Origin of the sequence: Streptomyces sp. NPDC050560, assembly GCF_044457285.1 — a bacterium.
GTDB lineage: Bacteria > Actinomycetota > Actinomycetes > Streptomycetales > Streptomycetaceae > Streptomyces.
Genome location: NZ_JBITGT010000009.1, coordinates 59,172 through 73,336 on the forward strand (window position 1 = coordinate 59,172; position 14,165 = coordinate 73,336).

The 14,165-nt window shown below is 73.2% G+C and carries 10 protein-coding genes; 3 read left to right on the plus strand and 7 right to left on the minus strand.

The genetic code is table 11. From position 1 onward, the window contains the following. Positions 1–46: 46 nt before the first annotated feature. Positions 47–1,102: a bile acid:sodium symporter family protein gene (locus ACIBIW_RS21505; RefSeq protein WP_399338523.1), complete on the minus strand. Its 1,056-nt coding sequence runs from the start codon at positions 1,100–1,102 to the stop codon at positions 47–49. A gap of 182 nt (positions 1,103–1,284) precedes the next feature. On the opposite strand from ACIBIW_RS21505, the gene ACIBIW_RS21510 reads away from it, so the two are divergent. Further along, the gene (locus ACIBIW_RS21510; RefSeq protein ID WP_399338525.1) at positions 1,285–2,151 is read left to right on the plus strand and encodes a LysR substrate-binding domain-containing protein; all 867 of its coding nucleotides are present in this window, start codon (positions 1,285–1,287) and stop codon (positions 2,149–2,151) included. Positions 2,152–2,535: 384 nt separating this feature from the next. Beyond that, entirely contained in the window at positions 2,536–4,362 is a 1,827-nt protein-coding gene (locus ACIBIW_RS21515) for an AMP-dependent synthetase/ligase (RefSeq protein WP_399338527.1), read from the plus strand. Between the two features lie 79 nt (positions 4,363–4,441). Here the strand turns inward: ACIBIW_RS21515 and ACIBIW_RS21520 are convergent, their stop codons facing one another. Beyond that, positions 4,442–5,269, minus strand: coding sequence for an aldo/keto reductase (locus tag ACIBIW_RS21520; RefSeq protein ID WP_399338529.1), 828 nt, complete (start codon positions 5,267–5,269; stop codon positions 4,442–4,444). Positions 5,270–5,511: 242 nt separating this feature from the next. Between ACIBIW_RS21520 and ACIBIW_RS21525 the strand changes: the two genes are divergently transcribed. Continuing rightward, positions 5,512–6,282: a phytanoyl-CoA dioxygenase family protein gene (locus ACIBIW_RS21525; protein ID WP_399338876.1), complete on the plus strand. Its 771-nt coding sequence runs from the start codon at positions 5,512–5,514 to the stop codon at positions 6,280–6,282. A gap of 33 nt (positions 6,283–6,315) precedes the next feature. On the opposite strand, the gene dnaK is transcribed toward ACIBIW_RS21525, so the two are convergent. From dnaK to ACIBIW_RS21550, 5 genes are all read right to left on the minus strand, one after another. Beyond that, positions 6,316–8,241, minus strand: coding sequence for a molecular chaperone DnaK (gene dnaK / locus ACIBIW_RS21530; protein ID WP_399338531.1), 1,926 nt, complete (start codon positions 8,239–8,241; stop codon positions 6,316–6,318). A 149-nt stretch (positions 8,242–8,390) separates the two neighbouring features. Beyond that, positions 8,391–8,816, minus strand: coding sequence for an OsmC family protein (locus tag ACIBIW_RS21535; RefSeq protein WP_399338533.1), 426 nt, complete (start codon positions 8,814–8,816; stop codon positions 8,391–8,393). Positions 8,817–8,955: 139 nt separating this feature from the next. Continuing rightward, a complete protein-coding gene (locus tag ACIBIW_RS21540; protein ID WP_399338535.1) occupies positions 8,956–10,797 on the minus strand; it encodes a hypothetical protein in 1,842 nt (613 codons plus the stop codon). Next, the gene (locus ACIBIW_RS21545) at positions 10,794–11,855 is read right to left on the minus strand and encodes an ATP-binding protein (RefSeq protein ID WP_399338537.1); all 1,062 of its coding nucleotides are present in this window, start codon (positions 11,853–11,855) and stop codon (positions 10,794–10,796) included. The genes ACIBIW_RS21540 and ACIBIW_RS21545 overlap by 4 nt, the downstream gene beginning before the upstream one ends. Positions 11,856–11,991: 136 nt before the next feature. Continuing rightward, positions 11,992–13,977, minus strand: a complete 1,986-nt coding sequence (locus tag ACIBIW_RS21550) for an alkaline phosphatase family protein (protein WP_399338877.1) — start codon at positions 13,975–13,977, stop codon at positions 11,992–11,994. Positions 13,978–14,165 lie beyond the last annotated feature (188 nt).

Consider the following 14,165-nt stretch of genomic DNA (forward strand, 5'->3'; position numbering starts at 1 on the left):
CCGCCTCACGGGCCGGTGCCGACCCCCGGGGCCCCAGCGCCGGGCGTCAACGGGCCGGGGACGAGGCGGTCCTGGCGGCGGTGCCGGCGGGGGACGCCTCCCCGGGCGCCGCCCGGGCCTCCTCCACCGCCTCCGGGTCGCGGGAGCGCCGCTTGGCGATCCAGGCGCACACCATGAGCTGCATCTGGTGGAAGAGCATCAGCGGCAGCGCCGCGAGCGACGCCTGCGCGCCGAACAGCACGCTCGCCATCGGAAGGCCCGACGCGAGCGACTTCTTGGACCCGGCGAACTGGATCGCGATCCGGTCGGCGCGGTCGAAGCCGAGCCGCCGCGATCCGTACCAGGTCAGGGTCAGCATCGCGGCCAGCAGCACCGCCTCGACGGCCAGCAGGAGCAGCAGCCTGGCGACCGTGACCCGGTGCCAGACGCCCTGCACCATGCCCTCGCTGAAGGCCGTGTAGACCACCAGCAGGATCGAGCCCCGGTCCACGAGGCCGAGCACCCTCCGGTTGCGCTGGATGAACGGGCCGACCCAGCGGCGCAGCAACTGCCCCGCCACGAAGGGCACCAGCAGTTGCAGCACGATGTCCAGTACGGCGTCCGCGGAGAACCCGGCGCCGTTCTTGCCCAGCAGCAGCGCCGCGAGCACCGGCGTCAGCACGATCCCGGCGAGCGAGGAGAAGGAGCCCGCGCAGATCGCCGCGGGGACGTTGCCCCTGGCGATGGACGTGAACGCGATCGAGGACTGGATCGTCGAGGGCACGAGCGTCAGGAACAGGAAGCCGTTGTAGAGGTCCGGGGTGAGCACGTGCGGCACCAGCGCCCGGCCCGCCAGGCCGAGCAGCGGGAACACCACGAAGGTGCAGACCAGGACCACCGTATGCAGCCGCCAGTGGGCGAGCCCGGTCAGCGCCTCACGGGTCGAGAGCCGGGCCCCGTAGAGGAAGAAGAGGAGCCCGACGGCCGCGTTGGAGACCCAGGAGGCCACGTCGGCGGCGTCGCCCCGGGCCGGCAGCAGGGCCGCTGTCAGGACCGTGGCCAGGATCGCCACGATGTAGGGGTCGACGGGCATCCAGGACGGCCACGCCAGGCGTTTCGACATCGTTGCAGGTACTCACTGTTCTTGCGGAGGTGCCAGGGGTCTCGGTGGTGCGGGGTCCGGCGGTTCCTCCCCGCACGCGCAAGGCCCGGAACGTCCCCTCTCCATGCTCCTCCACCCCTTCTTGATCGGGAATCCGGCATACGGGACTGACTGCCATCACGAACCGCGATAAGCTCGTTCACATGTACGACCTGGCGCAGCTCCGCACCTTCCTGGCGGTGGCCGGAACGCTCAGCTTCACCCGCGCGGCCCGGCGCCTCGGGCTGCGCCAGTCCACCGTCAGCCAGCATGTGCGCCGTCTCGAAGCGGCGGCGGGGCGGCAGTTGTTCACCCGGGACACCCACTCCGTGGAGCTGACGGAGGACGGCGAGGCGATGCTCGGCTTCGCCCGCCGCATCCTCGACGTTCAGGAGCAGGCCACGGCCTTCTTCACCGGCACCCGGCTGCGCGGCAGGCTGCGGTTCGGGGCGTCGGAGGACTTTGTGCAGACCCGGCTGACGGACATCCTGGAGGCGTTCCGCCACCACCACCCCGAGGTGGACCTCGAACTGACGGTGGAGCTGTCCGGCACGCTCCACGAGCGGCTGGCGGCGGGGCGGCTCGACCTGGTGCTGGCGAAGCGCCGGCCGCGCGACCCCCGGGGCTCCACGGTGTGGCACGACCGGCTCGTGTGGATCGGCGCGGAGCGGCTGCGGCTCGACCCCGCACGCCCGGTGCCGCTGATCGTGTACCCGCCGCCCGGCATCACCAGGGCGCTCGCGCTCGAAGCGCTGGAGCGGCAGGGCAGGACCTGGCGCGTCGCCTGTACGAGCGGCAGCCTGAGCGGCCTGGTCGCGGCGGCCCGCGCCGGGCTCGGTGTGATGGCGCACTCGCGCGGGCTGATCCCGCAGGGCCTGGTGCGGGTGCCGGAGCGCGCGGGTCTTCCGGAGCTGGGCGAGGTGGACTTCGTCCTGCTGCACGACCGGCGCAGGGCGTCCGCCCAGGGCGCGGCCGACGCCCTGGCGTCCGCCATCCTGGCGGCGGGCGACCGGCTCCACGCCGTCCGCTGAACCGCCGGGCAGCGGCGCGGCGCGAAGACGCCCCTCCCCCGGCGCGCCCGCACGCCGCCCCCGCACCCGTAACAGGAAGCTCCGTTTCCGCCCCGTACGGTTACGAACGGTATGGACCATTTCACAGGGCGGCGCCGCACCCCTCCGCCCGCCGCCGCGCGCGGCGGGCGCGGCGCCGGGTGGGAAAGCCGTAGGGATTCCGTGGAGGGCTCGGCGCAATACTTACTCAAGCGTCAGAATTCTGTCCCCGCTCCTCCCTCTTGGCCCCATTTACGCCGCTGACCAGTGTGTTCAGGCCACCTCACGGCATCTGCCGCGCCCCTTATCGGACGGCAACCGGTGGGGTACCGTCACCGCGCCTGAGCAAGCGCCGAGGGAGCACCGTTGCACGAATCGACCAACGCCGACGTGGCCGTGACACCGCCCACGGGCGGCCTCGCCGATGTCGTGTTCGAGCATGCCGAGGACGATCCCCAGCGGGTCGCCTTCGGCCGCAAGGACGCACGGGGCCAGTGGCAGGATGTGACGGCGGGGCAGTTCCGCGACGATGTGCTGGCCCTGGCGAAGGGGCTGCTCGCCGACGGTGTCCGGTTCGGCGACCGGGTCGCGATCATGTCCCGCACCCGCTACGAGTGGACCCTCTTCGACTTCGCGCTGTGGACACTCGGCGCCCAGGTGGTGCCGCTGTACCCGACGTCGTCGGCCGAGCAGGTGCTGTGGATGCTGCACGACGCCGAGGTCACCGCGGTGATGGTGGAGCACGAGGACCACGCCATGACGGTCGGCTCCGTCATCGACAGGCTGCCGCTGCTGCGCCGCCTTTGGCAACTGGACGCGGGCGTCATGGAGGAGCTGCACAAGGCGGGCGCCCGTATCGACGACGAGACGGTGCACCACTACCGCGCCTCGGTCACCCCTGACACGGTGGCGACGGTCATCTACACCTCGGGCACCACGGGCCGCCCCAAGGGCTGTGTCCTCAGCCACGCCAACTTCGCCTTCGAGGCCGACACCATCACCAGCCGCTGGGAGCCGGTGTTCCACACCCGCCGCGGCGACCAGGCCGCGACCCTGCTCTTCCTGCCGCTGTCCCACGTCTTCGGCCGCATGGTGGAGGTCGCGGCGGTGCGCGGCCGGGTCAAGCTCGGACACCAGCCGCAGCTCAGCGCGGCGGCGCTGCTGCCCGACCTGGCCACGTTCAGGCCGACGTTCATCACCGCGGTGCCGTACATCTTCGAGAAGGTGTTCAACGCCGCCCGCCGCACCGCGGAACGCGAGGGCAGGACAGGACCGTTCGACAAGGCCGTGGAGACCGCGGTGCGCTACGCGGACGCGATGGAGGCGAAGGCGTTCGGCACCGGGCCAGGGCCCTCGGCGGCGCTGCGCCTCCAGCACCAGGTCTTCGACAAGCTGGTGTACGCCAAGGTGCGGGCCGCGATGGGCGGCAGGGTGCGGCACTCGATGTCGGGCGGCTCGGGCATGGACCGGCGCCTCGGCCTCTTCTTCGCCGGGGCCGGCATCACCATCTACGAGGGGTACGGCCTGACGGAGTCCACCGCGGCGGCCACCGCCAACCCCCCGGAGCGCACCCGTTTCGGCACGGTGGGCAGGGCGCTGCCCGGCACCGACGTGCGTATCGCCGAGGACGGCGAGGTGTGGCTGCGCGGCGGCCATGTCTTCCAGGGCTACCTGGGCGCCCCGGACGCGACGGCGGGCGCGCTGCGCGGGGACTGGCTGGCCACCGGGGACCTGGGCGCGCTCGACGAGGACGGCTACCTCACCATCACCGGGCGGAAGAAGGAGATCCTGGTGACCTCGGGCGGCAAGAGCGTGTCCCCCGGGCCACTGGAGGAGCGGGTGCGGGAGCATCCGCTGGTCGCGCAGTGCATCGTGGTCGGCAACGACCGCCCGTACGTCGCGGGCCTGGTGACGCTGGACGCGGAGGCGGTGGAGCACTGGCTGATGATGCGCGGCAGGGTGGTGCCGAGCCCGGAGGAGCTGGTGCGCGACCCGGATCTGGAGACCGAGGTGCGGCGCGCGGTGGTGGCCGCGAACACGCTGGTGTCGCAGTCGGAGTCGATACGGACGTTCCGCATCCTGGCGCACCAGTTCACCGAGGAGCACGGGCTGCTGACGCCGTCGCTGAAGCTGAAGCGGCGGGCGATCGAGCACGCGTACGCGCGCGAGGTCGAGGCGCTGTACGGGGCCTGACGCACCGTACGGGGCCCGGCGGGCGCGCCGCCGCCGGACCGCGGGGCAGGGGTGGGCGCGGTCCGGCGGTGGGGGTGTGTCAGTTCACGTCGCGGGGGTGGCCGCCGATCCTGCGGTCCTCGTTGAGGGCGCGGATCGCGGCCATGTCCTCCTCGTCCAGCTCGAAGCCGAAGACGTCGACGTTCTCCCTGATCCTGGACGGGGTCACGGACTTCGGGATGGCGATCTGGCCGAGCTGGACGTGCCAGCGCAGCACGACCTGCGCGGGCGTCCTGCCGTGCTTGTGCGCGATGGCCATGATCGCCGGGACTTCGAGCAGGCCCTTGCCCTGGCCGAGCGGTGACCACGCCTCGGTGGCGATGCCCTGGCGCGCGTGGAACTCGCGGGCCTCGCGCTGCTGGAGGTGGGGGTGCAGCTCGATCTGGTTGACGGCCGGGATCACCGAGGTCTCGTCGAGCAGCCGCTCGATGTGCTCGGGCAGGAAGTTGGAGAGGCCGATGGACTTGGCGCGGCCGTCGGCGTGGATCTTCTCCAGGGCCTTGTAGGTGGCCACGTAGTCGTCGTGCTCCGGCATCGGCCAGTGGATCAGATAGAGGTCGACGTAGTCGAGGCCGAGCTTGGCGAGCGAGGTGTCGAAGGCGCGCAGTGCGGCGTCGTGGCCGTGGTCGGAGTTGGCCAGCTTGGTGGTGACGAAGAGCTGGTCGCGGGGGACGCCCGAGGCGGCGACGGCCCGGCCCGTGCCCTCCTCGTTGGCGTAGGCGGCGGCCGTGTCGATGCTGCGGTAGCCGGCCTCCAGCGCGGTCGCGACCGCGGTCTCGACCTCGTCTTCCGCCATCTGCCACACGCCGAGACCGAGCTGGGGCATCTCGATGCCGTTGTTGAGGATGATCGGGGGGACCTTGCTCACGGGGGCTGTGTCCTTCGTTCGTCGGATCTGATCCTGTCATCCTCAACGATCACCGCCCGGGACGCATTCCATTCGCCCCATCCGGTCACGATCGGGACGCCTCGGGCAGGCTCGGGCGGCCGCGGACGGCGCGCGGGCGGCAGGGGGCGGCGCGGGCGGTCGGTCGGTCGGTCGGTCGGTCGGTCGGTCGGTCGGAAAACACGGTGCGCGCGGCGGGGTCCTGGGGCCAGGATGGCGGGGTGATCGACGACGCGCTGGTGGAGCGCTTCATGGCGGACGGGTTCGTGGCGCTGCGGGGCGCCGTCCCCGCGGACACCGCCGCGCAGTGCGCGGAGCTGCTGTGGCGGGAGACCGGCTGCGCTCCCGACGACCCGGGCACCTGGACGCGGCCGGTGCACTGGGTGGGCGGGATGGCGCAGCCCCCGTTCGCCGCCGCCGTGAACGCGCCCGTGCTGCACGAGGCGTTCGACGCCCTGGTCGGCCGGGGCCGCTGGGTCCCGCGCGACTCGCTCGGCAGCTTTCCGCTGCGCTTCCCGCACCCCGAGGAGCCGGACGACGCGGGCTGGCACATCGAGGGCAGCTTCCTGCCCCCGGGCGCCTCGCGGTACCGCGCGAACGTGAAGACCTCGGGGCGGGCGCTGCTGATGCTGTTCCTCTTCAGCGAGGTCCACGAGGAGGACGCGCCCACCCGTGTCAGGGTCGGCTCCCATCTGGACATACCGCCGGTGCTCGCGCCGAGCGGGGACGCCGGGGTCTCGGTGCTGAAGGCGCACCGCGAGATCGAGGAGGCGTCGCGGGAGCGGCCCGTGGTGTACGCGACGGGCGCGCCTGGCGACGTCTTCCTCTGCCATCCGTTCCTGGTGCACGCGGCGCAGCCGCACCACGGCAGCCGCCCCCGTTTCATGGCGCAGCCCCCGCTCCACCCGGCCGTCCCCTGCGAACTCGACAGGGCGGACGGGGACTACTCGCCGGTGGAGCGCGCGATCAGGCGGGGGCTCGGCAGCGGGGGCTGAGGCCGCGTCCGCGGCCGACGCCCCGGCGGCGGCTCAGCCGCGGGGGCCCTCGCGGCCGGTGTCGCCGTCCGGGCGGTCCTCGTCCACGATCTCCGCATCCACCACGTCCTCCTGGGCGCCTTCGCCTTCCTGCCCCTCGGCGCCCGGCTCCCCCGCCGCGCCGCCCTGCCCTTCGCCCGCGCCGGTGTCCTGGGAGCGCTTGGCGTACATGGCCTGGCCCATCTTCTGGCTGACGGTGGCCAGCTTCTCCACGGAGGTGCGCAGCCGCTCCGTGTCGGGCTCGCCCTCGCCCGCGAGCTGCTGCTTCACCTCGTCGACGGCGCCCTGGACCTCGGCGCGCGTGTCCTCGGGCAGGCCCGAGGTGTCGGCGGGGTTGTCGGCGAGGAACTTCTCGGTCTGGTAGACGAGCTGTTCCGCCTGGTTGCGGGTCTCGGCGGCCTCGCGGCGCCTGCGGTCGTCCTCCGCGTACCGCTCGGCGTCGCGGACCATGCGGTCGATGTCGTCCTTGGGCAGCGCGGAGCCGCCGGTGACGGTCATCTTCTGCTCGCTGCCCGTGGCCAGGTCCTTGGCGTAGACGTGCATGATGCCGTTGGCGTCGATGTCGAAGGTGACCTCGATCTGCGGCACCCCGCGCGGGGACGGCGGCAGTCCCGTGAGGTCGAAGACGCCGAGCTTCTTGTTGTAGGCGGCGATCTCGCGCTCGCCCTGGAAGACCTGGATGCCGACGGAGGGCTGGTTGTCGTCGGCGGTGGTGAAGATCTCGGAGCGCTTGGTGGGGATGGTGGTGTTGCGCTCGATGAGCTTGGTCATGATGCCGCCCTTGGTCTCGATGCCGAGGGACAGCGGGGTGACGTCGAGCAGCAGCACGTCCTTGACGTCGCCGCGGATCACCCCGGCCTGGAGGGCGGCGCCGACGGCGACGACCTCGTCGGGGTTGACGCCCTTGTGCGGGTCCTTGCCGGTCAGCTCCCGTACGAGGGCGGTCACGGCGGGCATCCGGGTGGAGCCGCCGACGAGGATGACGTGGTCGACGGCGGACAGCTCCACCCCGGCGTCCTCGACGGCCTGGTGGAAGGGCTTCTTGCAACGGTCGAGCAGGTCGGAGGTGAGGTCCTGGAACTGGGCGCGGGTGAGCTTCTCGTCCAGGTGCAGCGGACCCTCGGCCGAGGCGGTGATGTAGGGCAGGTTGACGGTGGTCTCGGTGGACGAGGACAGCTCGATCTTGGCCTTCTCGGCCGCCTCACGGAGGCGCTGGACCGCCATCTTGTCCTGGCCGAGGTCGATGCCGTGTGCGTTCTTGAACTGCCTGGTCAGATACTCGACGATGCGCTGGTCCCAGTCGTCGCCGCCGAGCTGGGTGTCGCCGTTGGTGGCCTTCACCTCGATCACACCGTCGCCGATCTCCAGCAGCGACACGTCGAAGGTGCCGCCGCCGAGGTCGAAGACGAGCACGGTCTGCTCGTCGCCGCGTTCGAGGCCGTACGCGAGGGCCGCGGCGGTGGGCTCGTTGATGATCCGCAGCACCTTGAGGCCCGCGATCTCCCCGGCCTCCTTGGTGGCCTGCCGCTGGTGGTCGTCGAAGTAGGCGGGGACGGTGATCACCGCGTCGGTGACGTCCTCGCCGAGATACGCCTCGGTGTCCCTGCGCAGCTTCTGGAGCACCCGGGCCGACAGTTCCTGGGCGGTGTAGCGGGTGCCGTCGACCGAGCCCTCCGCGGGGAAGCGCCAGTCGGCCTCGCCCATGTGGCGCTTCATGGAGCGGGCGGTGCGGTCCACGTTGGTGACGGCCTGCCGCTTGGCGACCTCGCCGACGAGTACGTCGCCGTTCTTGCCGAAGGCGATCACGGACGGGGTGGTCCTGGCACCCTCCGCGTTGGCCACGACGGTGGGCTCACCGCCTTCGAGGACCGCGACCACCGAGTTTGTCGTGCCGAGATCGATCCCGACCGCGCGTGCCATGTCGAACCCCTTTCCGCCGCCCCCGGAACTCCCGATTCACGCGGCGGGTACCCCGTGCGTGGGTGGGCATACGGGGCGAGGGGGGCGCGGTGGCGCCCCCCTCGCGGCACCCGGGACCGGTGCCTGCCGTGACCGCGGCGGGGCCGGGGTCAGGCGAGCTTGGCGGTGAGGGTGATGGTGGTGCCGGTCAGGGCCTGGCTGACCGGGCAGTTCTTCTTGGCGTCCTCGGCGGCGGCGGTGAAGCCGGCCGCGTCGAGGCCGGGGACCTGGCCCTCGACGGTGAGGTGGATGCCGGTGATGCCGGTGCCGGGCTGGAAGGTCACGTCGGCGGAGGTGGTGAGCCTGGCCGGCGGGTTGCCCGCCTTGGTGAGGCCGTTGGACAGGGCCATCGAGAAGCAGCTCGAGTGGGCCGCGGCGATCAGTTCCTCGGGGCTGGTCTTCCCGTTCGCCTGCTCGGCGCGGGAGGGCCAGGACACGGCCTGCTCGCCGATGCCGGAGGAGTCGAAGGTCACCACACCCGTGCCCTCGGTGAGGTTGCCTTCCCAGACGGTGTGTGCGGTGCGTGTCGTTGCCACGGTGTATGCCCTTTCGGCTGTTCGGCTGTTCGGCTGAGGACGGCGGGCCGTCGGGGACATCCGATCACATCGAGGGGCCGGGGGTCGACGCGTGCCCCCGCGATCCGCGCGCGCGGACGGTGTGATCCCCCACAGGGCGTCAGGACACCCGGAACACCGGCCCCTTCGGGGTGAACGGCAGCCTGCCGCCGGGTGGCAGCAGGTAGGCGTGCTCGGTGCGCACGCGCAGCGCGTCGCAGTAGCCGTCGGTGATGATCAGCAGCGGGGCGGTGGCCGGGAAGTCCTCGGCGCGGCGCAGCAGGTCGACCGCGGGCTGGAGCACCGTACCGCCGCGTCCGCGGACCCTGACCCGGCCCGCGATCTCGGTCACCGGGACGTATCCGGCGTCGTAGGGCGCGGCGTCGCAGAACACCACGCGGGCGGCCGGGACCTCGCGCGCGGTGGCGTACGAGGCGATGGCGCCGAGGGCCTTGCCGAGCAGGACGCGGCCCATGGAGCCCGAGGTGTCGAGGACCACGCCGAAGGTGCAGCGAGCGGCCTCCTCGGGCGGGTGGTAGCGCCCGGCGCGCGGGATGTCGGGGGTGGCCGCCTGGCGCCGCGCGGGGCGGGAGTAGCTGCGTACCGGCTCGGGGCGGGGCACGAACTCCTCGAACCAGCGGGCGAGCCTGGCGTCCCAGGGCAGCGGCGGGTGGCTGAGGGCGCGGATCTCGTCGACGAGTCCTGAGGGCAGCAGACCGCGCTCCTGGCGGCCGTGCATCTCGAAGCCGTTCACCAGGGCGCGCCGGTAGAAGTCGTCGAGGTCGACGTAGTCGCGGGGAGCGCGGGCGAGGGGCGCTCCGAGCACGTCGCCGAGGCCCTTGCCGCGCAGGGTGGCCAGGCGGCGCATCCGGCGCAGGTCGGAGGTGATGCGGTCGTAGACCTCCTCGGCGGAGAGGTCGGCGAGGCCGGGGTCGTGCAGCAGGCCCTCCGGCATGTCGCCGACGTCCATCTGCCGCAGCCAGCCGTTGATGACGTAGTCGGCGGCGACATTGAAGAGGTAGGGGTCGCGGGCGCCGCAGCGGTCGCCGTGGCGCAGGGCGGCGTGCAGCATCTCGTGGGCGAGGATGAAGCGCCACTCCTCGCGGCTGAAGCGCTTGAGGGGGTTGACGTAGATCTCGCCCGCGTCGGGGCTGACCGCGGCGATGGAGATGTCGCTCCGCCTGGCGAGTTCCGCGTCGGCGACCAGGGTCATGCCCGCGGCGATGCCGCCGAGCAGCGGGTAGGAGGAGACGAACCAGCTCAGCGCCTCCTGCCAGGGCCGCTGCTCCAGGGGCGCCGCGGTGAGGCTGAGGCGGCGCCCGCCGGCCATGTCCATGGCGGCGGAGACGGTCCTGGTCAGCTCCCGGGCGAAGGCGAGCTGCCAGTCGGGGGGCTTGTGGCCCGTCAAGACCTGCCAGGGCACGAGGACCTGGTCGGGTGCGCCGCCCCCGGTGCCGCAGTGCGCGTAGGCGCCGGGGATGCCGTCCCTGCGCCACTGCCCGGCGATCTTCTCCTCGTCGCCGTCGGGGTAGGTGGCGGGCAGGTCCTCGGGGGTGTCGCCGACGGCGAAGCCGGTCAGGAAGCGGTTGACGACGGCGCAGCGGGCGGCGGTGTCGAAGGCGTCGGGCTGGGCGCGGGCGCCCGTGGCGGCGCGTACGTGGCCGAAGCCGAGGTGGATCACGCAGTGGGCGAGCGCCCAGGCCCAGGCGGCGGGGGTGGCGTAGCGGGTGGGGTGGGCGTGCAGGACGCCGTTGGAGTCGACGACGACCAGGCCGCGCTCTGGGGCGTGGGCGCAGTCCGGTGAGCGGCAGGTGCGTACGTCGAGGGCGCCGAGCGCCGGGTTCGACGCCATGATGCGGAAGCCGGCCTCGAACGCCTCCTTGGCGGGGTCCTTCTTCTCCTTCTTGCCGTCCCTGCCCTTGCCGCCCTTGCCGCCCTTGCCGCCCCTGCCGCCGCCGCTCATTTGCGGGCCTCGACGAGCCGGGGCATGTCGCGGGCGGCCTCCACCAGGAACCAGGCGGGGAGCACCGGGTTGCCGTCGGCGTCGTCGGCGATGACGGTCTGGGCGACCTCGACGGAGATCTCGGCGAGCTGCACGAGGAGCGCCTTGGCCCGGTACACGGACTGCCGTGCGCTCGCCGACACGTGCTCCTTGCTGGCGGGCAGCGTCTTCATGAGGCGTCCGCGGAAGGCGTCGGCGAGGTAGTACAGCAGGTCGCGGTCCTCCAGGCGGCGGGGCCACGAGGCGTCGCCCTTGACGATGGCCTCCAGGCCGTGGGCGTGGCGGACGATCTTGACATAGCCGCAGAAGGCGACGGCGTGCGCGGGGGTGAGGGTGCCGTGCGCGACGACCGAGAGGGTGTCCTCGTCGAGGGCGGGCCCGAAGGAGTGCAGGGCGTCGGAGAGCATGTGCCAGGAGCGGGGCGTGGAGAAGGGCTCCTCGGTCTTGGGGGCCTTGGACCAGAGGTGGTCGGGCCGGTCGGTGAGGTGGTCCACGATCCAGGGGTGGATGCCGTGCTCGCCCGCCCACACCAGCCAGTCCGCGGACGAGGCCCGCAGGTGGACGTGGGTGAGCCTGTTGATGAGCGCGGACGCCAGCGGGCGCGCGAGGGCGTTGTCGGTGGCCCTGTTGCCCGCGCCGATGACGATGGAGCCCTTCGGCAGCTCGTAGTTGCCGATGCGGCGGTCGAGGATCAGCGAGTAGAACGCCTTCTGCACGTCGGGCGTCGCGGCGTTCAGCTCGTCGAGGAAGAGGCAGTACGGCTCGTCGCGGGCGATGGCCTCGGGCGGGCAGAAGACCGATCTGCCGTCCCTGATCTGCGGCACCCCGATCAGGTCCTCGGGGGCGAGCTGCGTGCCGAGGAGGCTGACGCACTCCAGGCCGAGCGACTCCGCGAAGTCCCGCACCAGCGAGGACTTCCCGATGCCGGGGGCGCCCCAGAGGAAGACGGGGCGGACGGTGGCGAGGCCGAGGAGAAGCTCGGGTACCCGGGACGGGGTGACGGTGACGGCCGCCTCCAACGGTGCTCCTTCCGGTTGCCCGGCGCCCCGGCGTGCCCGCGGCGCCGCACCCAGTGTCCGGTGCGGGCGTTCCTTGCGCACCGGGTTTTCCGTGGAGACGGCCCGGCGGGGGGAGCCGGTTCCGGTGGGCGCCGGATCAGGGGGCGGTGCGCCCCGGGCGTTCGGACAGCGGGCGGCGCGGGGCAGGGGCCGCGGCGGCGGGGGCGAGCCAGGAGGCGAGGACGGTGTGGAGTTCCGCGGCGCCCACGGGCTCGGCGCCGTCGACGAGGGGCGGCGGGAGGGTGTGCGGGGAGATCACGAAGGGGTGGGACTGGGCGCCGCCGAGGCCGCCGTGGGAGCCGATCTGCTCCTCGAAGGCCAGCACCTCGTCCTCCTCGGGCCCGTACCAGGAGTTGACCATGATGTCGGGAGTGTTGCGGTAGCCGTGGGTGCGGCGCACCGCGTCGGCGGCCCCGGGCCCGAAGTCGGCGAGCGGGCCCTCGCCGTCGGTGAGGCGGCCCACCGGTACGGCGGCGCCGTGCGCGCCGAGCACCACGCCGCCGTGCTCCTCGTCGGCGACGAGGAGGAACCCGATGCCGGGGTGGTTGGCGAGGGTGGACAGCAGTGCGGGGTGGCGGTCGTCGATCTCCTGGCGGGTCATGCGGTGCGGCACGTCGGGGAACGACACAAGGCCGAGGTTGCCCGAGGCCAGCACCACGGGGTCGCTGTGCCGGTGGCGCCGGGCGGCGTGCTCCTCGACGGGGCGGCCGAGGGCGGCGCGTGCGGCGTTGCGGGCCTCGGCGCCGCTGTGGGTGCGCTGGGCGCGGCGCGGCACCGGCAGGCCGGCGCCCGCGCGCACCAGGTCGGTGAGGGTGAGCCCGTAGCGGCCGTGGAAGGTCTCGCCGTGGCTCTGGCCGTGGTCGGAGAGGACGACGATGCGGTACGGGCGCTCGGCGTGCTCGGCGACCCGGGCGATCAGCGCGAGGGAGCGGTCGAGGCGGGCGAGCACCCGCGCGGCGTCGCGGCTGCGCGGCCCGGAGTGGTGGGCCACCTCGTCGTAGCCGACGAGGTCGGCGTAGATGGCGGTGCGCCCTGTGAGCATGTCGCCGAGGACGGCGGCGACCACGACGTCGCGCTCGACGACGGTGGCGAAGGCGCGGATCAGCGGGTAGAGCCCGCCCCTGCCGACCCGGGGCCGCTCGCGGCGCAGTCGTGCCCGGGTGCCCTGGCCCAGCTCCCTGCCGACCTCGGCGACGAAGGAGAGGGCGGTGCGCACCGCGTTCGCGGGGTCGGCGAAGTAGGCGAAGTAGCCCGCGCGCGAGCGGTTGCCGCGGCCCCTGCGGGCGGCGACGGAGAGCACGAGGGCGAGCTGGTCGGCGCCGCCGCTGAAGAGGTTGCCGCGGCTCGCGCCGTCCCGTGCGAGCAGGCCGCCGTGCCCGGTGCGGGCGATGGCGCGGCGCTGGAGTTCCTGGGCGCTGCTGGGCCGGTTGCAGACCATGACGACGCCGGTGTCCTTCTCGTACCAGCGGAAGGCGGGGATGTCGTCGGTGCTGCCGTGCAGGATGCCGAGCTGGCTGGCGCCTGTCTGGCTCGACCAGCCGGTGCGCCAGCGGGTGACGCGGTGGCTGCCGCCGGGCGCGAGCCAGCCCGCGACGGTCGGCATCCGGCCCGCGCCGACGGCGTCGAGGAGCACGTCGTGGCCGACGCCGTCGAGCTGGATGAACACCGTGCCCGCCGCCTTGGGCGCGGGCCGCGCGCCGCGGGTGCGGCGGCGGGTGAGCCGGTGCAGGCGTCTGCGGTACGCCTCGTCGTCGCGGACGGCGAGGGTGCCGCCGGTGGCGGAGGCGACCGCGGACATCACCGCGGCCACCACCACCGCGGTCTCCCAGGCGGCGTCGCCGCGGCCCGAGGGGTTGAGTCTGAGGGCGAGCAGCAGCAGGGAGCCGTTGAGGAAGAAGACGAGGGCACCGAGCACCAGCGCGGGCACCAGCAGGAGGGCGCGCACCAGCAGCGGCCACACCAGCGCGGACAGCAGTCCGAAGCCCCCGGCGCCGAGCGCGGCGGTGACGGCGACGCGGGTGGCGCTGTCGCCGTCGGCGGACTCGATACGGAAGTCGGGCAGCACTCCCGCGAGGACGAGCATGGTGACGGTGGACACCGCCCACACGACGATCACCCGTAGCAGCGCGCGCCCCGTGCTGCGCCACCCTCCCCTGCTCACGCCGTGCTCACCTCGCGTCGGGCCCGCCGTCGTGCGGGCGGGCGCGGCTCAAGCGTAACGGGGGCGGGACAGGGGTGGCATCTGACGGCGTCCGCGGGTGCCGTGCGCCG

Coding starts and splice junctions, on each gene's coding strand:
- ACIBIW_RS21510 (WP_399338525.1), top strand. CDS start 1,285: ATGTACGACCTGGCGCAGCTCCGCACCTTCCTGGCGGTGGCCGGAACG.
- ACIBIW_RS21505 (WP_399338523.1), bottom strand. CDS start 1,102: ATGTCGAAACGCCTGGCGTGGCCGTCCTGGATGCCCGTCGACCCCTAC.
- ACIBIW_RS21540 (WP_399338535.1), bottom strand. CDS start 10,797: ATGAGCGGCGGCGGCAGGGGCGGCAAGGGCGGCAAGGGCGGCAAGGGC.
- ACIBIW_RS21550 (WP_399338877.1), bottom strand. CDS start 13,977: ATGCTCGTCCTCGCGGGAGTGCTGCCCGACTTCCGTATCGAGTCCGCC.
- dnaK (WP_399338531.1), bottom strand. CDS start 8,241: ATGGCACGCGCGGTCGGGATCGATCTCGGCACGACAAACTCGGTGGTC.